The organism is Bacillus sp. N1(2025) (assembly GCF_053470005.1).
Genome location: NZ_JBLTJB010000005.1, coordinates 22,494 through 39,989, shown reverse-complemented (window position 1 = coordinate 39,989; position 17,496 = coordinate 22,494). Strand labels below are relative to the sequence as shown.

Below are 17,496 nucleotides of genomic sequence, written 5' to 3'. Positions count from 1 at the left end.
CTCACCCCATTCCTTGGCCGAATTTTGCAAAGTGGTTGCGGATTGCATCATTAAACCGCTGAACCCCTTTGGCTCGTTTGCCGAGCTCGTTTACATCTGACTTGCGCCATTTGTCGTTATCGCCAGTGATATTGCGCTCCAATTGACGTCTGGCCTTATCCGCATCATACATCTTCTTTTCTTTGGGGCGCTTCTCATTCATGGCATAACGGTGAAACATGGCATTTTTTGCCATAAGCTCCAATTCATCTATTTTTCGCAATTTGGCCCCTTTGAGCAGAAGCTTGTATTCATTAGGAGTCCATGACATGATTAAATCCACATCATAAACCCCGAGCCAATGTGCGGAATTCGTAATTATTTGGTCATAGTCGATCCCGTTCTCTCTTTGTATGCCTCTTTCATCATCTTCAAGACTTCCTTGCCGTTCTCTTCGTCCTCCAGCCGTTTCGCTTCCATTTCCGGTGTTTCGTTCGGAGCCGGTTTCTTCCCTTTGTTCATCTTCTCCATCATCTTCCAACGCTGACGGATTACGCCTTTGAAAAAACCCGCTGAATCCAGTGTTGTGAATGCTTCATTGATCATCTTGTCAATTGCGTCGCCTGTCTCGTCTTCATCAATGATTTTCATGATTGCTTCTTCAATAGCCTCAGTTGATGGCTTTTCTTTCTTCAAGTAAGCGAGTGCACAATCCCAAAAAGCAGAAAGATAGGAAGCCTCTTCGTTGAGCAGGCTCATGTAAATATTCATTGTGCCGCCTTTGCCCTTTTCGTCCGCAGTGGAATATTTTTCGTTTGCCAATCTGTCAAAAGCAAAGTCGCAGCGTGATTTGTATTCTTTATCTCCGATAGTTAAGTAAGCCATTTATAAAACCTCCGATTATTGTTGTATGTTAAAAAAAGAGCCCGGGAAGCCCGGACCCTATAATTCCTTTTCTGTTCGTATCGTAAAATTGGCCGATCGTTCCGATTCCCCGGCCGAGTTCACTGCCGACACGTTAAAAATGTAGGCGGTATCCGGCTTCAGGTTAGGATTCGACGTGTACGAATTCTTTGAGACAGTCGCTATTTTTGCATAAAATCTGTAAATGTTGTAAGATGTCGCCCCTTTCACCGCATCCCATGAAAAACTCACCTGATTTGAAGTGGCGCTTTTCGCAGTTATATTGCGGGGTACGTTAGGGCGTAACCGCTTGTGTTTGCGTAACAATCTCGGTCATTGAGGACTCGCCCGCATCGTTCACAGCAGAGACGTTGACCGTCAGTTTCGTGTCGGCCGCAATTCCTGTCAAGGTGTGGGATGTGCCTGTGACAGTTGCGTCCAGCTGCTTGCTCGCTCCCCTATATACCTTATATGAAGTTGCCCCATCTACCGCATCCCATTTCACGGTCACGCTGTCAGCCGTAGCCGTGAACGATAGATTTTGGGGCGCCTTAGGGCGTAGTTGTTTTTTTGGCATTCTCGCCAAACTGCATGAACTCTTTGGCACCCGCAGAAGATCTGATCTCGTCAATTAATTCTTGAGGCAGAGGATCAAGTTCACCTTTACGGGTCTTACCGAGAACAGGCAATGTTGTTGAAACCTCAATAAACCCATCTTGCGGTGCACTTTTCTCTAAGTTCTCGATGATTGCATGTCCATATTCAGAATCATGCTTATCGTTTTTGTTTTTATTCAGGTTTACTTTCCATACCTGAACTGTCTCTTCGTTGTCATAAGCATCTTCAATCGCCGTTTGACCCGGATCAGAGACAGCAGCATAATATGTCAGTTCGATGCTCTCAGATTTAGGGCCGTACCCAACAATTCGGCCAGACTTTGTTGATTCATCTTTTGTATCTTGTTCTTTCGTATGACTGCCTTCTGTTTGGAATGCGATAAACAGACCTTCAGTTGAAGTAGCATTCATCGGTTGAACAAAGTAAACCTCATCAATACCATTCAATAAATCTGCCATTTTGTTCATCCTTTCAATTGTTTATTGTGAAGCGCATTCTGAGAATGCCGTGACGCGTGTACCCGTCAATATCGGTGATCACCTGCATGCTGCGCATCTCAGAACGGCATAAAGAAAAGCCCTCTACTGTTAGGGGCCTGCTTGTTAACGCTTGAAGCATGAGACTCAGAATCTCCATCGCTTCTTTTTTTCCGTTGTAACCTGACCAGCAGTGTAAAACCACATTGATTTCTTCACCGCTGGATGTCTTGGTTTTAAATGGGGATACATCATCATCGCCCATTGTCACATAAGGTTTTTGCTGATCTTTCGGGACTGCATCAAAGACGCCCGTGACGCGCCCGTTCAGCTCTTCGTCTGTTGATAACCTCTTAAATAGAGCAGCCTGCAACGGCCACAGGGCAGATCGCATGATGACAGCTCCTTTCTATCACATTTGACTGGCAAAATACCGCATGCCTTCGTCCACCGCTGGATTCCAGAACGGCTGCGCCCGCATTCCCCGGGTGACCACCCATCTATTAAGCTTGGTGTCATAATAAACCCACGGCGTTTGCCGGCCGCCGCCTTCCTCTGCGTAAATCCCTGTTCCGTATTCCACATATACGGCATAATCGGCACCAACAGAAATAACGGCCCGTAAGCCGCCCTCTTGGTAGTCGATTTCAATTGAATTTTTCAGGTTCCCCCCATCTATTGCGGCGGTCGGTGCATTCAGAACAGCATGGCCGTAAATCAGCTCGGCCGTGTCTGTGACCAGTTGCTTAATATCATCTATGACCCGGTTTCCGAACTCGCTTGTGGCTCTTTGCATCTGCCTGACCCATCTACCGCTCACCTCAGCCATTGCCCTTAAGCACCCCCGTAACCTGACATTTCAAATTCATAATCTCATGCATGCCGCCCTGGTCGATCGGATCTGATTTGAAAGTCAGCACCTTGTTTTCGTAGATGATCCGCATTGTCTTCTCAATATCATGGCGATACGGGAAATATACATTGCAATCAACCGGGTTCTGAAGTTGCTGAGCCTGATAATATTCCCGGGACGTAATCCCACCGACAAAGGCCTCTGTTGTGAGATAATCAGTGAATTTTTCAACATAGCCCCCGCCGCCGTCCGGCACCTCTTCCAACCGTTGAAACGTTATGACGTGCGGGAATTCTTCATAGATCATATGACTCTCAGCTTTCTGTATGGAGCAAGAAGCTTCGTAATGCTGCTTGGCAGATCTGTTTCATAAGAATATGAGACATCTCCCATACTTCGGCCGGAAAGATTGGACGGAGTCATGTTATGCTCGATCGCTTTCGCGACATACAGCTTTACCCCTGCTGGTAATTTCTCATCTCCATTGACCATGAATGAGTTGTTGCACCAGTCTTTCGCTTGATCTATGAACAGAGGTAGGACCTCGGCCAGATAGGTATCGTGGCTGTCTGTTTTTATGCCAAGCATATTTTTTACGGTTTGAACATCCATAGAATCACCTACACTTCACCGAGAACAATTTTGATCAGTTCCTCTTTAGGCGCTTTGGGATCAAATTCATATTCGTTCTCCTTCAGAAAGGCAACGATTTCATCCTTATTCACCTTTTTCAATTGCTCTTCAGTCATATCAAGAAGGTTTGTACCCGGCCGTTCATTCAGCTCTTTAGATTGTTTGGCCTCATCCACTCTCTTAAAACCAATGTGAGAATAAACCACCTCAAAAGCCTTTTCAGTGCATTCAATGGTTTTGGAACCGTTAGATGCTTTCATATCACGCGCCGCCTCCTTCCAGTGCTTTTATCCGATTCTCTAAATCAGATAGTTTGGCTGTCACATCGTCACCGAGTTTAGCTAAAGTAACTGCCTTGGCACCGATGTTGGCATTTTGTACACTACCAGTGCCGATGTTACGATTTTGGACAGAACCATCACCGATATTGATGTTTTTCACTTCTCCGTCGCCGATCATTTCCGAAGTGATAGTTTTAGGAGCAGGCGCAGACCCCGATAACCCGGTCACCTTCGCGCCCTCTTTTATTTCAAGCTCGCCGCCGATCACCAATTTGTCGCCGTTATTAGTTTTATAGTTTTTAGATGTGTATCCCATAAACTTACGCCTCCGTTGCTGGTGTAATAGCAGCAAAAGCATCATCGGTCAGTGTCATGAATCCGACTTGCTGAGTCACACGAAGAGCAACCATATCACGCTCAAATAGGTTGATTTCTGCGCCGTCTTCGCCTTTCGCCGTTGTTAATGTCGCATCCTCGGAGATTTTGTATTCCATACCCTGAGGGATACCAAAACGAGTGTAATTCCAGTCAGCCGCAAGTAATGCCGCTTTTTCGTAATCCCATGACTTAGAATCCACATATCCGATCGGAAGGCCAAGGGCTTGTTGTGTGGCACCGCCTGTCGCATCGTTGAAGATCGGAAGCCCGTTACCGTCCTTAGTACCACGAAGTTTCTGACGGAATCGGCGTGTTGTTGTAAAACCGTTCACATCCTTATCAGCATCCTCAACAAGCGCCATTAACCCGTTTAGTTCGTCATATAGGTTTCCCAATGAATTCAAGGCAATAGTATTGCCAGACTTTTGAATCTTTTCAAATACGGATACGCCTTTACCAAATGGTGAGTTAATACCGAATAACGCAGCCTGATCGAATTTAATCGCAAAGGCTTCAGCGATTGAAGGGCGCATTTGTGTGAAGAAATCAGCGATAGTGTAACGCAAAAATTCCTTAGACACCGGAATGATTACACCTATTTTCTTTGAAGTCATTTTTGCTGTTAGCCATTCAGCCTTAGACGTTTGGATTCTCTCTCCTTCTCCAACCCAGTAAGCCCCGGGTCCAGAAGCTAAGTACGTGAATTCTTTTTCCGGCTTATTCATTTCTTCAAATTTTGCCAGTTTCGTTACAGCTGATTGCGTCATAAACTCCTTTAAAACTAGCGTTCCTTGTTCAGTTGGAACCTTCCCGTTTACTGCGTCTTGCAATAATACATTGTTTGGATCGAATGTCGGCATATTAATAGTCCTCCTTATTTTCTAATACTTGCTTCAGCTGCAAGCGAGCTGATGTCTAAATCTTGATTTGTCGGTTCATTGCTGCCGGACTGGACATCACGGCCATTCTCTTGAAACTTGGATTCAATAGCCTTTTGAAGTGCAGCATTGTACTTCTCTTCGAATGCTCCGAGGTTCTTCATCGTTGATTCTTCATCCTCACCGATAAAGAATTCCACTACATCTGCCGGCAGTTGCTTTTCAGAAGCATAAGAAACAGCCTTGTTTAAAAGCTTTTCACGTTGTGCCGCTGTCTTTTGATCTTCCAGCTCCTTTTCGAGCTTCCTGATCCGCTTTTGCTCTTCTGTTTCTTCCGGATAAAGCTCTTTTACCTTTGCATCAACCAGAGCATCGAGGTTGTTCGCCTTCCACGTATCAAGACCTTTTGTAAAGTGAGAATCCAACCGAGGCTGAATGAGACGTTTTCCTTCTTCTGTATCTAAAAACCCATTCACCTTGTCAGCAGACACGGCAGAAAGTTCATTCAGATACGACTGTACTTCTTCGTTTTCTTTATTTTCTTCAAGAAATTTTTTCACATCTTCTAATGTTGGCATTACGCTTCTTCCTCCTTTGCCCTCTACAGTGCGCGCCTGTTATGAGTGCATGAAAAATAAGCCTTTTAACGTCGTGCTCAGGACAGGTCTTTAATGACTATCTTTATACAACTGGTAATTTTGCAACGCTTCACCCTTAAAAATAACGGTCAGACTGCTTTGTTCATTCTGTTTTTCAAGCTCCTCTAAGTTAGCCCTGTACATATCCTGTGATTCAATAAGCTTTTTGGCTTTTTTTGCATCGAATGTTTTTGTTGGCAACAGTGTTTGTTTCAGCTCACTCATAATCTCGTCGTAACTATCAGAGTCATCGTAACGAATAGCGCAATTCAGCATTTCAAGCAAATATTGAATACGTTCATTCACTTTCATAGATCATTACCCCTTTTCCTCAATGGATTTGTACCACTCTTCATAGGTTTGGTATGGGATTGTTTGGCCTGCCCCGCTGCCGCCTTCCCTCGCCCTTCTCGTATCCGGCAGCACGCCGTTTACTTTAAAAGCAATCGTACAACGGCAGTTTATGTCATCTTTCGCATTATTCATGTGCCCCGGAGCCGGGCCGACGCCGCCGTAAATAGATTTGAATAGCCCATTTCGTTCAACAGTCTTGCCGTCCAGTTTCCTGTGCCCGGCTCGTGTTTTAAGATCAAGGGTAGCATTCCACATCTTTTTAAGATTGCTCCGTTTCGAGGCCTTTTCAGCGCTTTCCATCCTCGCCGAGACTTGTACCCTATGAGCTTCTGTTCTCGCCACGTCACGGGCTTTCCTGCGGGCAAATTCGGTCGCTCTTTCAATGCGGCGGGCGATCTTGGAATAATCCTCCCCCGCTTGTAGGCCCTGTGCGACGGAAATTTGAATCTGCCGGACATAATCGTCTCGATGCCGCCTGTATATCGCTGACAAAGTCAATTCAGCTATAGGGTTTAGAATGGCCTGCCGAATGACTTCGGCTGTCGGGATGCTAAAACCCAAGTTAACCACGGATTCCATTTCAAATAGATAAGCAGAACGCATATAATTCTCTAAAAACTGCTTGGCTGCTAATGCCTCAACAATAGTCAGAATGGTTTTAAAGGCCTTGTGGGATTCCTCGGCCATCCTCTCCATTTCCTTGTTCAGACGATTGTATTTGTTGGCATCGGCTAAAGTAAGCTGGCCGTCCTTACTGTACTTCGCATACAGCCGGGCAATTTGTGCATTGATCTCCTTTAAGCGAGATGCAAAAACGACATCAATCTTTTGAGCATCCTCAGTGATCATGTCGTCCAGATACTTATCAATATCATTCTGGTTCATCTTCATCACCGCCCGCGTCTGTTTCCACATCCGTTAACGGCGGCATATTGAGCCTGTATTCCTCTTCTTCCTCTTCCATCTTCTTCAGCTCATACTGGACATCATCAACAAACGACAACAGAGACAGGCGAGTTTCTTCACTTACCATTCCTTTAAGCTGTCCCGTCGTGTTTGCTTCTTCCAGTACATTTGCCGGAAGGTTTCTCTTAAATCCAAACCAAACTTTTTTATAATCTTCCGCTGCCGCTTGCCTTTTAGTGCCCCATGCAGAAAAGATCAGTTTGTATTGATAACGCAGAGCAGCAGTCATTTTCCGCTCCATCGTGATGCATTTGTTTTCAAGCGACATCAATTTATATTTCATCGCAACCCCTGAAACATTCCCGCCAAAAGATTCATCGGAGAAATTGACTGATTTCGCAAAGCGCAGTATATTCTCTTCTAACCTATCAAGATGGTTTTCTATGATGGCATCGTTTATATCCTTTGTCAGATAGCTTACGTCATCTTTTTCGTCATACAATTCAAGGACTCCGCTCTTTTTGAGCTGGTCAAGCGTCTCTTCATCAGCACCAAGCCCTTTTAAAATCAGATATGCCAGCCGGTATTGTTCAATCTCATTCGATGCATCGGACAATGTGCGGTCATACGCATCAATTAACGAAAGAACCTTTTCTGCATCTCCCTTTAACTCCTTGTTATTTGCTAAACCAAATAAGGGGCAGCCATCAAAAAGATGCAAGACCTTTTTATCAAAAGTGAAGGCCGAGCTGTCTTTCGTACTGAAATAATAGACATATTTCTCATCATAGAATTCTGCTTTGGTCTTGCCGCCGTACACCGTGTAGTATCGCAAAGCGTAAGTAGGTTCATGGATGCTTCCGTCAGTAATAAAGGCGCATTCCCATGGATCAATATTTTTTACACGCTCGTTTCCGGAGCGATCAACATAAGCGAGACGGGCGCCGTAACCGCAAATAGAAGCCATCTTCCCCCACTCGCTGTCTTCATCAGCAATGTTATTTTCCATATTAAAATCTTCGATCAGCTGTTTTACAGGTATTGTAGTGCTTGTCGCATCACTCTCATCAAACTCATATGCAATGGGATGACCAAACAGATAGCCCACTTTTGTATCAATGATTTCAGAGTCAAACGAGTTGTTCAGCCGATTGTTTACTTTATGATCAATACGTTTTAATTTTCCTGTTTCAAAATCCTCGTATTCAATGGCTTCTCTGGATAAGATCGGAACGCCTTGAACCTCAGCCTCGTACCGTTCATAAAGCTTTTTCATTCTGTCATGATCTGGCTTATGTTCCTGAATGATCTTGTCAATCAATTCAGGCGTTATGCCGGACTGCTCAATCATGTCTATAAACTGATTCATCAGCTCACCCCTTTCCGCCTTTTCGGTTTATTATGCGAATACAGAGCGTACCGGAGTGAGTCCAGCACGTCGTCCCATTCCTTCACAGGATCGCCAGTCTTTTGATTCCAAACATACATAAAAATTTCCTTTTCGAAGCGAGCGACCTTATCTTTCACGATGAACAATTCATGTCGCTTAAACAGCCGCGCCACTTCCTCGATACCGGATATGACCGCCTTATCAGCGTTCAATGCACGCAGTTTCTCCCTGCGGAACCGCTGAACGTGTTCCGGCCGCGCAGTATCGCAGTAGAAATTGATGTTGCCGTATCGCTCTTTGATGTCCTTCGCTATCTTCACCCAGTAATCAATTTCCTCATGTTGCTTGGCATATTCTTCGAGCAAATAAAAACACCCCTGGTCATCTTGTCCGATTACAACAATAGAACCCGGGTGCTCATATCCCCAGTCAACGCCCGCAAAATACTTTTTGAAATTGACGCGCCTGTTTTCCAATTCCTCAGAGCTGATATAGTGAATATCCTTATTGAAATCCTTGTATATGACTCCTTCAGGCGCCACCCAATAACCGTGTATATCCCGATCTGTAAACATGCCGCTCGGCGTCGATGCCACGATGCTCTCCACATATTCCGGATCGAGAAAATTGTTATCGAACAGCGAGAAATGAAATGACCGGATGTTCAGCCGGCCGCTCTTCAATCTTTGCCCGTCTTTGTCGATATAATCGGTTTTGACGGTATGCATCGGGTTTTCGGGGTTTGTATCCATCATGACCACAGCACCTTTATAAGAGCACCGGGAAATGACTTCCTTTACAAATGAATCATGCAGGGCAGTCGCCTCATTCAGAAACGCACCGGCTGACGTGAATCCCCGCGCTTTTTTCCATGAATTTGCGTTTGCTCCGTCAAAGCAATATACCTGATTACCGAATATCTCAACGGCGCTTGACATATTGAGCTTCAATTCCTTCCCAAGAATCTGCTCTAAATCAGTCAGAACGTTCCGCCTGATAGTTCCCAGATTCGCACCGCCAATGATAAAATTCAGGCCCATATTTTGATACTTACTGACGTGAGCAAGAAACGCCAAAAGGAGCACGAATGTTTTTCCTGCCCTCTTTGCACCGCTACAAATTAGAATTTTGGGTTGCTCTTTAATAAAGCTGTCCCAAACTTCTTTTTGCTTTTTATTCAGTTCCATCGGCGTTCACCATTTTCCTCAACATTGCGGCAATATCATTTTCTTGGGTGTTTCCGTCGCCGCCGTTAACAGCTTTCTTCGTCTTCTCGATATTCAAGCGCATTTGTTCCAATTTGAGGCGCCGCTCATCTTGCTCATGCGCCAGTTGGTCGAACTGTTTTATCAGACTCCGGAGCTCTCCCATTGCCCGAGATTGAGCGTTTAAGAGAGTCGCATGACGATCCCAAGCGAATTGTATTTCAAGTTCTTCTTCTACAATGTTTTTTTCATATGTTAAATTGTCTTCTTCGTCCTCATCTTGATGATAAACGTATTTTGCCTTTTTCAGCTCTTTTGCCGTATCATCTTTATCCTGCACAAACATAATGCGTTGCGCCCGTAAAATGGCCGCGTATTGGATCTGAATTTGATCCCATATCATATCAGCAGGGGAACGCTCCTGAATCTCTTCCATGATTTCAAGCGTTTCTTCCGGCAGATACTTTGAGAAGAACCCATGTGATACAGCGTTTTGATTTCTTGCTGGAGCCGCCCCGCCGCTATTTCCTAATGCGTTTTTGTTGCCGGGTTGCCCGCCTATTTTTGTGTGCACACTTTTTTCAGGGGGTGCACCCTTTTTCCTTTCCCAACCATGCCGTTGCTTCCACGATTTAATGGTGTTCACCGACACCCCGTACTTCTCAGCAAGGTCCTTATATTTCATGCCTTTGACGTAATCCTTATACGCCTGAATGTGCTTTTCAGCCATCTACATTCACCGCCGCCCCCTTCTGATTCGTGTTTGTTTTGGAGAAGATATTCCCTCTAAACCGACGCCGCACTCAGACCGTTAACCGCCAATTGTTTTTCTGAGATTTACCGGAATCAGTTTACAGAGAACATAAAAAAGCACCCGTAAGGATGCTTTAAAATTACATTACAAATTCGACAGAGTATAATTCATCATAACGTCTAACTATATTCCCGTTAAGTGTGAGAGTTGCGTTGTTCTTTTTCCCATTCACAATTGTTTTCACAAAATCTCCTTCACTTCCATCCAACTCTGATTCAAACAGCATACCGTCCTTAAATTTAAACAATACTTTTAATTTCATGGTTTCACCTCCCACCTTATTATCGGTTAAGGAGTGTGATAAAGGAACTATTTGCAAAATTTGTCGAACGAAAGCGCCCTTCATAAATAGGTGGCAACCGTAAGACGAAAAAACACCCTTTTGACAGGGTGCTCATTTCCGTCTATTCTTTTGAAAATCCAAAATATCCTCTTTCAGAAAAAGCCTGTCCCGAGGCATTTCTTTCATCGGCTCTAATTCCCCGGTCTTTACTAATTGGTTCAGATACTGACGGGTGAACCCCAATATCTCAAGCGCTTCACTTGTATTGAGTATCTCTTCATTCAAGAATTTCTTGATTGCATCACGCTCTTTAGGCTTGTACATTTTTGAATCATCCTTTTTTCTCGCGATATTTCAAGTAAAGGGAAAATGCTTTCTCAATGATCGAAACAACAAATAAAATGATCAGACTAATGTCGAGAGCCGTTTTCAATGGTCCCGCTGCCACATCCTGACGGAAAAACAACATATACGCCAGGGCGAGAAGAACAACAATATCGGTTGTGGACTGTACACTTTTCATTTTTTTGAAAGTGGCTGGCTTTCAGGTATTTTTCTTTAGTCGCCGCATTTGCTATACTTGGAGCAAGGGAGAAGCGCTACCTTCTCCCTCGGCTCAAAATCATCTGCGCTTTCTTGGACGTCTGCGTTTTTTGATTTTGGGCTTTTTTGTTTTAAGCTTTTCCCTGATGATGAGGACTTTTTCAACAACTGTGAGAGTTGTGAGGATAATCCCCAGTACCAATGCGATTTCAGCCACTCTCTTTCCCTCCTTTCTATACTTTAATTATACCTCGTTTGTTTACTCACGTCAAGTAATTTCATGGGCTTTTTTCATTATTTCTCCAATAAAAAAAGAGCCTATTCACGCTAAACAGAATAGGCTGTGATCTGCTCTATTTTTCATTTTCAGGCGGGAACGTTCAATGTTCTTCTGCACGGTTCCTTTTTTAATCCCCAATAACTGCGCTATCTCTTCGAATGACATGTTTTGCACAGCATGCATCATGAATATGTCTTTTTCTCTTTCGGTAAGCACGGATAGGGCATCAGCGATTCTTTCCTTATCCCAATCACTTACCTCTCCCTCAGCTTCTTGAACGATTGCGTATTCTTCCGGCAGCGCATCAATTAAGCGCGGATCTGCAAGAATCGTCCTTTGATATGCATCTCTTCTGTCAGCACCTCGGCGGGCGCCCGGCTGTCTTCCGTTCTGCAGCCATTCAAGAGTGAATTCAATGTCACTGATCATGCTACTGATAATCTTTTTGTCGTTGATCTGTTCAGCTGTCAGATTGACTTCAGCCGTATCTTTGTAGAGCCGATACATTTTTCTTGTTTCTTTTAAAGCTCGTTTGTATTCAATGATTAAATCCTGCATTCTGATCCTCCCCTTATTTGCGCTTAAATGCGCCGCCCTTGCCTCGTTTAAGTGTTTGCATGTTTGTGTTCATCATTTGTTGCCAGAAACGATCTGAGCGCTCCTGCGTGTTTTTATTGGGTTTTTTCTTTTTCTGCTTCATGTCATCCCTCCGCTCAAATAAAAAACGGACACCAATCAGAGCACAGTGATTCTGTGCAATGATCAGTGTCCGCAGGCTTTCCGTCTTGGACTTATTCAGTTAGATTCGTTCTTATTCTTCTCTATATACTTATCAATATCTTGAAAAAACGCCGCGGCCGTGAATGCGAGAATTGCGCCTATTAACGTGATGTTTGCTTTCATGTCCGGCCTGTATTCGTACTGAAAATAAAACCAGAATCCTAACCCCATCAGCAGAAAAACTATTCTCAGCGCCATCGAATCCCCCTTATTTGATTTGGAATTTTGCTGATTCAAATGTTCCGATATAGTTCCGTTTGCCGGAATCAGAGTAGCAGTCCAGCTGGATGACATAGGTTCCCTTTCCGGTCTTATTCCGGATCGTTTTCACGTTGAATGATTTCAGAGGCGTTGCCGTTTTGAAGCTGCCCCGCTGTACCAGATTCGTATCAGTCAGCCCGCCGCCGCTGCGCTTCTTGTATACGCCGGCCGTGTAATAAAGTGTCCTTGATCCTTTTTTCTCGGCTTTCCAGTCCACCGTTGAGGCGCCGGCCGTGTAAGTCGTGGCATCCGTAAACACCCGGCCGCTGTACCCGGATTCGTTTTGCCAGCCGGACCATGCTGCAGAAGCAGATGGCGCAACGGCCGTGGCTCCCATAAGTAATACAGATGATAGAATGATTGATTTGAATAGTTTTTTCATTATTTCATTTCCTCCACTCCGAGAATCTCTTTCATGTATTCGACTGTCTTACCGATCTCAAACCAACTGCCGTCTGCGACTTCGATCCGGGAGACGCCGGACGATGATTTCACGATGTCCACAACATCTTTTTTATCAAATGCGCACAGGATTTTATCCCCTCGCCAGATTTTTATTTCTTTGTTCTTATTCCTGTTTGCGATAGATTCATGAACGGATTTCATAAAGCAGTCAGAGCAAGTGCCTCCACCAAACTGTTCAAGCCGCTTTCCACATTCACAATGCATTAAGTCATTTTCGGCTCCTGTCATTCCGTCACCCCCAAAAATGATTTGCGGCACTCGCGATGCCATACACGACCCAAGAGAGGGCGAAAAACAGGATTCGCCAGTTCTGCCCCCGGATCATTTTGTTTTGCTCCTGAATCGTCCGCGCTAAATCTTCGTTACGCGTTTCCAGTTCGATGCACCTTGCTTGAAGCTCTTCGTTTTCTGTCATTGTTCCGTGCCCTCCTGATTCAAAATGATCTCTTTCAGATCATTCAATTCAACGACAACATCACTGAATGCATCGCGCAACGGATTTTCCTTTCGTGATACGGCATCTGCTCTTCTCTCATATACACTTATCAGCCTTTCAACTTCTTCTAATGGTGTCTTCAGCTTTTCGAAATCCCCTTTCACTACCGCTTCAACTAATGAATAGCGAGAAATATTGTTTAAAGGGGCATATTTCATATTGCCAGTGTCTCCCCATCTTCCGTGAAAATAAATGATTTCAGAAATAATCACATCTTTATTTCCTATTCCTAACAATGTGCAGAATGCATTGTACTGCTCATCTGTCAATTTAAGCTTCACTCCGCGCCCTCCTTAACCTGTTTCATCCTGCCCGTGAATGATTCTTCGTTCCGCAGATAATTACGGGCACTTGCGTAACTCGGAAACCAAAGATAGAGTTTTTGACCAAGAACATCAACAGTGAGATCAAAAATTCCGTCTGCTCTTTCCTCTATGGTGTATGTGCAATTTCCTTCTTTTGCCGTCCACTTCATCACTCCGCGCCCTCCTCAATAATTCCCTGTCAAAAGACAACCATCCCATGGTCCGGATTCGTGTATCTCCTCAAACTTTTCTATGATGCATTGAAGCGCTTTTTTCGGAAGTAAGTCAATTAGTTCGTTCTCAAAGAAGTCCTGAAGCATGTTATTGTACTCATCATATTCGGCAATTCCTCCGTCTTCATATCCGGCACTTATCATATGTCTGACCTTATCTCTCATCTGATCGTTTGTCATTCATGCGCCCTCCAATAACTCAGGATCTTGGTAAATGTCTCCGATGACTTTATTTGTCGCCGTCTCAGAAAACAACGGTCTGCACTCTTCTTTTTTCTCATTGACGATGCACCATGAGCCGTCAATCATTTTCACTTCGCCTATGAATGGCTGCGGATCATACAAACCGCCGGGCGCTGTTTCCTCCTGTTTAACGATATCGCCCGCATAAATTCGTTTCAGTGCTCCATATGTTTGAAACTGATCCGTGCCATGTATTAGAACGGATATCCCATCTAAATTAGTTGCGACTATATCAGGACATAAACCTGCGGATTCTTTATACAACGTCCATTCCTTACGCCTTATGAACAGGTTCAGATTTAAGTCATCCCCATAATACATCTGCTTGCCGTTCCAGACTCTGTATATTGCGTTCATTGGAGCGAACCATCCATGATAAGTACTTTAATGTCCGGATCGTTGAAAGTGCCTGAAATATAGGTGTAAGACATCAGCTCTCCATCTTCACCCTTTACTTGCGAATACATAATGAGCGCATAGTCTCGTTCCACTTCTCGGATTTCATCGTCTTGAAAATTTTCGTAATCGTCCGTGTCAGAAATATACTCGTTGTAAATCCTTTCAGCATCCGTCTCGTCTTTCGCTTTGATAAGCGCGTAATATGGATCATGGATTTCATAAAATTTCATTGTTCTTCCCCCTTCAAATGTTTGGATGTCTGAAATGATCGGGTTGTCGGTGTGGTTCATTCCGCTGCCCCCGGTATAACTTTTTTGATCATTTTCAAAGCGAGAGCAGCTATGTCTTTCACATCTGTTACACGGAAACATTTTCTCTCTTCTGTATCGCACAGAGGAATTTTTATGGCTATGTTGGACTGTTCATAGATTTTATATGTGCTAGTTTTTCTATTGCACAATGCACATGGTTTACTTTCCGTTGATGAGATGCTCCCTATTTTCATTTCGGTTCCCCCTATTTCCGTCCGCCGACGGTATTTTGTAGAAATTCATGCACATGACACATAAGCAGCATGCCGCCTGTTTCCGGTCCGTGCTTTTCACGGAAGACAGCCAATGCTTGTTCGAAAGCCTGCCTGTAATCCTGGTTCAAGCTATTTCCTCCTCAGCGCCCATGACGCGCCCACAATGCGGGCAGCGTGCACCTGCGCGGATTTCTAAATCAAGTTTTTTATAATCGCAGTCCGGGAAATGGCATTCGATCATGGCCGGACCACCGAATCAAATAAGCTGAGTTGAGTGATCTTATAGTTGAACAGCAATAATTCTTCAGCTCCGCGGCTTTTTCCAGATCCGCCGACAACCTGTTTGTATGCGGAAAAGGTTTCTGACTCCCAGTTCGGGTAGATCTCGAGTATCAAAGGATCATCGTAATAAGAAAGAACCACTTTCCCTTTGACCTGATTAAGCATCCGGGCCAGTTCCCGGTGATCCTCTTCGGTAAAGCCGCCAGCATAAAACCGTTCGCGCCCAACATATGGCGGATCCACATAAAACAGAGTATCCGGGCTATCGTATTTCTCGATGATGTTACGAAAATCCTTACATTCGATCATGACGCCCTTCATACGGTTAGCGAAAGACTCGAAGGCAGCGCAGGCGCTTATGTATCCGCCAGCAGGGTTCTGTCCGCTTTGTGTGCTATGCCTCCAGCCTGTCTGCGGTACTTCCTCCGCGCTCCCCTTACTAATGCCGGAACGGTTCATATAAAACCACCTGACAGCCCCGTCAAAATCATCTTGTGGGTAATCTTCAGTTTTCCATTTCTCATAGAGCGCCCGGCTGTACGGAATGGATTCGCAGGCCTGCTGCATGGCCTTCGGATCCTTTCTGACTTGCATCAAGAAATTCACCACATGGCCGTCAATATCGTTATACACTTCATGTCCCATTTGCGGCTTATTCGCTATGACATGAGCCGCGCCGCCGAAAGGCTCGACGTACACCTTATGGGCGGGCATTTTATTTATGATGTGATCGGCGTATTTTGCCTTGCCACCGAACCAGATTAACGGTGAGCGCGCCATCCCTTAACCCCCTATCAAATTCGGCAAGACGGAGATAGTGAAGAAGATGAGCCCCACGCATGCCCCGACAAGCCAGATATTTGTTTTATCCCGTTTAGCGATAATGGTATGGTCGCCGATCATTTTCAGATCGTCAGACCGAGCGACCAGCGTCGGTATGTAGTCCGGGTGGACCTTTAAAAGCTCGGCTGCCTGCTCGACGGTCATTGCTTCGTCCTTCGTGGCCTTCACGTTCCGTTGTAGTTCTACTTGTAATGGCATCATTTTTCTTCCTCCTCGCAAAAACATTCACTTTCTTTTTCGCCACATTCTTCACAAATTTTTTCGACCTGCCAACCCTCGAAGCGATACTGCGGCATAGAATAATAATCTTTATTGCATTTCGAACACGTTACAGTTCCGTCGCTGTCCGAATCCCAGTTGGCATAGCATTCTTCTTCTGTGCAACCACAGTACGGGCAAATTTGTTTATACGAATTCATTCCGCATCACCCTCCAATGCTCTGCCTTCAAGAAGCTCCTTCGCATATCGGGAATACCTTTGAATTACCAATTCAGGCGCCGTTCTCACTGTTTTCATATTTGCGAACAGATGGAAAGCTTTTCTGAACCTGTCATTCTCTTTTGTAAGCCGCTGAATCTCTTCCTGAGCCTGCCGAAACTGATTGACCGCGATTTCCTGCTGACGCTTGTTTTCCTCGATGATTTCCTGCTGCTTAACAGTCTGTTCAGCTTGCTCAATAAGCCAAGCAATTTCCTTCCGCGGAATGTATGTCAGTTTTTTCAGACGTTCAATTCTCTCTTTCATGCCCGTTCCTCCCCCGCAGGGGAAACCCCTGCTATTTGAATTTATGGCCGATCTCGTAATCACAACGAGCCAGGCCGCCTTTTATTGTTTGAATGATTGTTTTACCGTGTTCCGGGGCTTCCATTAAGTGGGCTGTCCCTTCAGTGCCATCTAAAACGATGATGCGGACTTTCCCCGGCTCGATGCTTTGCTGAATAGTTGTTTCATAATTTTTTATTTCTGTTGGCTTGTTCACTCTGGCCGCCCCCTGTGCTATGATAGAAGTACCAGTTCATATCAAGGGCACTGAGGCGCAGCTTCGGTGCTTTTTTACGTTTTACGACGGAAGCCGCATCGTTAAGCCGGCAGATGGCTTTAATTCCTCGCGGTAGATGATCGGATGCTTTTCGACGTATGCCGCCAACTGCTCCGGCGTCATTTTCCACTCCTTAACTGGACCGGGCTTGTATGGATTGATTTTTTCTTGCATAGCGATAACCTCCTGAATTGATTTTGGGAATTTCTGA

40 protein-coding genes are annotated in these 17,496 nt (G+C 44.8%); all 40 read right to left on the bottom strand.

Annotated elements, in window-relative coordinates; all coding sequences use genetic code 11:
- Position 1 precedes the first annotated feature (1 nt).
- On the bottom strand, positions 2 to 310 hold the full coding sequence (locus ACNFN4_RS13025; RefSeq protein ID WP_041481949.1) for a hypothetical protein: 309 nt from the start codon (positions 308 to 310) through the stop codon (positions 2 to 4).
- 47 nt (positions 311 to 357) lie between these two features.
- Positions 358 to 864, bottom strand: coding sequence for a tail assembly chaperone (locus ACNFN4_RS13020; RefSeq protein WP_448200234.1), 507 nt, complete (start codon positions 862 to 864; stop codon positions 358 to 360).
- A 57-nt stretch (positions 865 to 921) separates the two neighbouring features.
- On the bottom strand, positions 922 to 1,209 hold the full coding sequence (locus ACNFN4_RS13015; protein WP_223609737.1) for a fibronectin type III domain-containing protein: 288 nt from the start codon (positions 1,207 to 1,209) through the stop codon (positions 922 to 924).
- A complete protein-coding gene (locus tag ACNFN4_RS13010; RefSeq protein WP_031378544.1) occupies positions 1,178 to 1,459 on the bottom strand; it encodes a fibronectin type III domain-containing protein in 282 nt (93 codons plus the stop codon). Before ACNFN4_RS13010 ends, ACNFN4_RS13015 begins: the two co-directional genes overlap by 32 nt.
- A complete protein-coding gene (locus tag ACNFN4_RS13005) occupies positions 1,434 to 1,958 on the bottom strand; it encodes a phage major tail protein, TP901-1 family (RefSeq protein WP_017417511.1) in 525 nt (174 codons plus the stop codon). The genes ACNFN4_RS13010 and ACNFN4_RS13005 overlap by 26 nt, the downstream gene beginning before the upstream one ends.
- A gap of 13 nt (positions 1,959 to 1,971) precedes the next feature.
- A complete protein-coding gene (locus ACNFN4_RS13000) occupies positions 1,972 to 2,370 on the bottom strand; it encodes a DUF3168 domain-containing protein (RefSeq protein ID WP_053574172.1) in 399 nt (132 codons plus the stop codon).
- Between the two features lie 18 nt (positions 2,371 to 2,388).
- Entirely contained in the window at positions 2,389 to 2,805 is a 417-nt protein-coding gene (locus tag ACNFN4_RS12995; RefSeq protein WP_266024811.1) for an HK97 gp10 family phage protein, read from the bottom strand.
- Positions 2,798 to 3,136 (bottom strand): phage head closure protein, encoded by a 339-nt coding sequence (locus ACNFN4_RS12990; protein WP_003155851.1) that lies wholly within the window; start codon positions 3,134 to 3,136, stop codon positions 2,798 to 2,800. Before ACNFN4_RS12990 ends, ACNFN4_RS12995 begins: the two co-directional genes overlap by 8 nt.
- Entirely contained in the window at positions 3,133 to 3,441 is a 309-nt protein-coding gene (locus ACNFN4_RS12985; RefSeq protein ID WP_003155853.1) for a phage head-tail connector protein, read from the bottom strand. Before ACNFN4_RS12985 ends, ACNFN4_RS12990 begins: the two co-directional genes overlap by 4 nt.
- A gap of 8 nt (positions 3,442 to 3,449) precedes the next feature.
- Complete coding sequence (locus ACNFN4_RS12980) at positions 3,450 to 3,722, bottom strand: hypothetical protein (protein ID WP_014304502.1); 273 nt, start codon at positions 3,720 to 3,722, stop codon at positions 3,450 to 3,452.
- 1 nt (position 3,723) lies between these two features.
- Positions 3,724 to 4,059, bottom strand: a complete 336-nt coding sequence (locus tag ACNFN4_RS12975; RefSeq protein WP_115998546.1) for a hypothetical protein — start codon at positions 4,057 to 4,059, stop codon at positions 3,724 to 3,726.
- 4 nt (positions 4,060 to 4,063) lie between these two features.
- Positions 4,064 to 4,981 carry a phage major capsid protein gene (locus ACNFN4_RS12970; protein ID WP_115996162.1) on the bottom strand — a complete coding sequence of 306 codons (918 nt, stop codon included), beginning with the start codon at positions 4,979 to 4,981 and terminating at the stop codon, positions 4,064 to 4,066.
- A gap of 14 nt (positions 4,982 to 4,995) precedes the next feature.
- Entirely contained in the window at positions 4,996 to 5,577 is a 582-nt protein-coding gene (locus ACNFN4_RS12965) for a DUF4355 domain-containing protein (protein WP_202274327.1), read from the bottom strand.
- 90 nt (positions 5,578 to 5,667) lie between these two features.
- Entirely contained in the window at positions 5,668 to 5,949 is a 282-nt protein-coding gene (locus ACNFN4_RS12960) for a hypothetical protein (RefSeq protein ID WP_202274328.1), read from the bottom strand.
- 6 nt (positions 5,950 to 5,955) lie between these two features.
- Positions 5,956 to 6,876, bottom strand: coding sequence for a phage minor head protein (locus tag ACNFN4_RS12955; RefSeq protein ID WP_101605526.1), 921 nt, complete (start codon positions 6,874 to 6,876; stop codon positions 5,956 to 5,958).
- Complete coding sequence (locus ACNFN4_RS12950; protein ID WP_448200233.1) at positions 6,863 to 8,266, bottom strand: phage portal protein; 1,404 nt, start codon at positions 8,264 to 8,266, stop codon at positions 6,863 to 6,865. Before ACNFN4_RS12950 ends, ACNFN4_RS12955 begins: the two co-directional genes overlap by 14 nt.
- Positions 8,266 to 9,474 carry a PBSX family phage terminase large subunit gene (locus ACNFN4_RS12945; protein ID WP_044802087.1) on the bottom strand — a complete coding sequence of 403 codons (1,209 nt, stop codon included), beginning with the start codon at positions 9,472 to 9,474 and terminating at the stop codon, positions 8,266 to 8,268. The genes ACNFN4_RS12950 and ACNFN4_RS12945 overlap by 1 nt, the downstream gene beginning before the upstream one ends.
- Positions 9,461 to 10,222 (bottom strand): phage terminase small subunit, encoded by a 762-nt coding sequence (gene terS / locus ACNFN4_RS12940; RefSeq protein WP_202274330.1) that lies wholly within the window; start codon positions 10,220 to 10,222, stop codon positions 9,461 to 9,463. Before terS ends, ACNFN4_RS12945 begins: the two co-directional genes overlap by 14 nt.
- Positions 10,223 to 10,385: 163 nt before the next feature.
- Positions 10,386 to 10,568, bottom strand: a complete 183-nt coding sequence (locus ACNFN4_RS12935; RefSeq protein ID WP_202274331.1) for a hypothetical protein — start codon at positions 10,566 to 10,568, stop codon at positions 10,386 to 10,388.
- Positions 10,569 to 10,700: 132 nt separating this feature from the next.
- The gene (locus tag ACNFN4_RS12930; RefSeq protein ID WP_072177182.1) at positions 10,701 to 10,913 is read right to left on the bottom strand and encodes a helix-turn-helix domain-containing protein; all 213 of its coding nucleotides are present in this window, start codon (positions 10,911 to 10,913) and stop codon (positions 10,701 to 10,703) included.
- A gap of 298 nt (positions 10,914 to 11,211) precedes the next feature.
- On the bottom strand, positions 11,212 to 11,349 hold the full coding sequence (locus tag ACNFN4_RS12925) for a hypothetical protein (protein ID WP_014304494.1): 138 nt from the start codon (positions 11,347 to 11,349) through the stop codon (positions 11,212 to 11,214).
- Positions 11,350 to 11,454: 105 nt separating this feature from the next.
- The gene (locus ACNFN4_RS12920) at positions 11,455 to 11,970 is read right to left on the bottom strand and encodes a sigma-70 family RNA polymerase sigma factor (RefSeq protein ID WP_342005286.1); all 516 of its coding nucleotides are present in this window, start codon (positions 11,968 to 11,970) and stop codon (positions 11,455 to 11,457) included.
- Between the two features lie 13 nt (positions 11,971 to 11,983).
- Positions 11,984 to 12,112, bottom strand: a complete 129-nt coding sequence (locus ACNFN4_RS12915) for a hypothetical protein (protein ID WP_003155870.1) — start codon at positions 12,110 to 12,112, stop codon at positions 11,984 to 11,986.
- A gap of 95 nt (positions 12,113 to 12,207) precedes the next feature.
- Entirely contained in the window at positions 12,208 to 12,390 is a 183-nt protein-coding gene (locus tag ACNFN4_RS12910; RefSeq protein WP_053574182.1) for a hypothetical protein, read from the bottom strand.
- Between the two features lie 10 nt (positions 12,391 to 12,400).
- Positions 12,401 to 12,835: a hypothetical protein gene (locus ACNFN4_RS12905; RefSeq protein ID WP_448200232.1), complete on the bottom strand. Its 435-nt coding sequence runs from the start codon at positions 12,833 to 12,835 to the stop codon at positions 12,401 to 12,403.
- Positions 12,835 to 13,146, bottom strand: a complete 312-nt coding sequence (locus ACNFN4_RS12900; RefSeq protein WP_448200231.1) for a hypothetical protein — start codon at positions 13,144 to 13,146, stop codon at positions 12,835 to 12,837. The genes ACNFN4_RS12905 and ACNFN4_RS12900 overlap by 1 nt, the downstream gene beginning before the upstream one ends.
- A 4-nt stretch (positions 13,147 to 13,150) precedes the next feature.
- Complete coding sequence (locus ACNFN4_RS12895) at positions 13,151 to 13,333, bottom strand: hypothetical protein (protein WP_053574155.1); 183 nt, start codon at positions 13,331 to 13,333, stop codon at positions 13,151 to 13,153.
- Complete coding sequence (locus tag ACNFN4_RS12890; protein ID WP_319921069.1) at positions 13,330 to 13,695, bottom strand: hypothetical protein; 366 nt, start codon at positions 13,693 to 13,695, stop codon at positions 13,330 to 13,332. The genes ACNFN4_RS12895 and ACNFN4_RS12890 overlap by 4 nt, the downstream gene beginning before the upstream one ends.
- Complete coding sequence (locus tag ACNFN4_RS12885; protein ID WP_319921070.1) at positions 13,692 to 13,892, bottom strand: hypothetical protein; 201 nt, start codon at positions 13,890 to 13,892, stop codon at positions 13,692 to 13,694. The genes ACNFN4_RS12890 and ACNFN4_RS12885 overlap by 4 nt, the downstream gene beginning before the upstream one ends.
- A 12-nt stretch (positions 13,893 to 13,904) precedes the next feature.
- Positions 13,905 to 14,132: a hypothetical protein gene (locus ACNFN4_RS12880; protein ID WP_063636452.1), complete on the bottom strand. Its 228-nt coding sequence runs from the start codon at positions 14,130 to 14,132 to the stop codon at positions 13,905 to 13,907.
- Positions 14,133 to 14,552, bottom strand: coding sequence for a YopX family protein (locus ACNFN4_RS12875; RefSeq protein ID WP_448200230.1), 420 nt, complete (start codon positions 14,550 to 14,552; stop codon positions 14,133 to 14,135).
- Entirely contained in the window at positions 14,549 to 14,824 is a 276-nt protein-coding gene (locus ACNFN4_RS12870) for a hypothetical protein (protein WP_448200229.1), read from the bottom strand. Before ACNFN4_RS12870 ends, ACNFN4_RS12875 begins: the two co-directional genes overlap by 4 nt.
- A gap of 56 nt (positions 14,825 to 14,880) precedes the next feature.
- Positions 14,881 to 15,099 carry a hypothetical protein gene (locus ACNFN4_RS12865; RefSeq protein ID WP_073982313.1) on the bottom strand — a complete coding sequence of 73 codons (219 nt, stop codon included), beginning with the start codon at positions 15,097 to 15,099 and terminating at the stop codon, positions 14,881 to 14,883.
- Between the two features lie 11 nt (positions 15,100 to 15,110).
- The gene (locus tag ACNFN4_RS12860; RefSeq protein WP_448200228.1) at positions 15,111 to 15,248 is read right to left on the bottom strand and encodes a hypothetical protein; all 138 of its coding nucleotides are present in this window, start codon (positions 15,246 to 15,248) and stop codon (positions 15,111 to 15,113) included.
- 109 nt (positions 15,249 to 15,357) lie between these two features.
- On the bottom strand, positions 15,358 to 16,182 hold the full coding sequence (locus ACNFN4_RS12855; protein WP_448200227.1) for a DNA adenine methylase: 825 nt from the start codon (positions 16,180 to 16,182) through the stop codon (positions 15,358 to 15,360).
- Positions 16,183 to 16,185: 3 nt separating this feature from the next.
- Complete coding sequence (locus ACNFN4_RS12850; RefSeq protein ID WP_017417489.1) at positions 16,186 to 16,446, bottom strand: hypothetical protein; 261 nt, start codon at positions 16,444 to 16,446, stop codon at positions 16,186 to 16,188.
- On the bottom strand, positions 16,443 to 16,664 hold the full coding sequence (locus tag ACNFN4_RS12845) for a hypothetical protein (protein ID WP_123117358.1): 222 nt from the start codon (positions 16,662 to 16,664) through the stop codon (positions 16,443 to 16,445). Before ACNFN4_RS12845 ends, ACNFN4_RS12850 begins: the two co-directional genes overlap by 4 nt.
- Positions 16,661 to 16,990 carry a VWA domain-containing protein gene (locus ACNFN4_RS12840; protein WP_123117359.1) on the bottom strand — a complete coding sequence of 110 codons (330 nt, stop codon included), beginning with the start codon at positions 16,988 to 16,990 and terminating at the stop codon, positions 16,661 to 16,663. Before ACNFN4_RS12840 ends, ACNFN4_RS12845 begins: the two co-directional genes overlap by 4 nt.
- Positions 16,991 to 17,021: 31 nt before the next feature.
- Positions 17,022 to 17,225, bottom strand: coding sequence for an XtrA/YqaO family protein (locus ACNFN4_RS12835; RefSeq protein WP_448200226.1), 204 nt, complete (start codon positions 17,223 to 17,225; stop codon positions 17,022 to 17,024).
- An 81-nt stretch (positions 17,226 to 17,306) separates the two neighbouring features.
- Positions 17,307 to 17,459 carry a hypothetical protein gene (locus ACNFN4_RS12830; protein ID WP_169509751.1) on the bottom strand — a complete coding sequence of 51 codons (153 nt, stop codon included), beginning with the start codon at positions 17,457 to 17,459 and terminating at the stop codon, positions 17,307 to 17,309.
- Between the last annotated feature and the right edge of the window lie 37 nt (positions 17,460 to 17,496).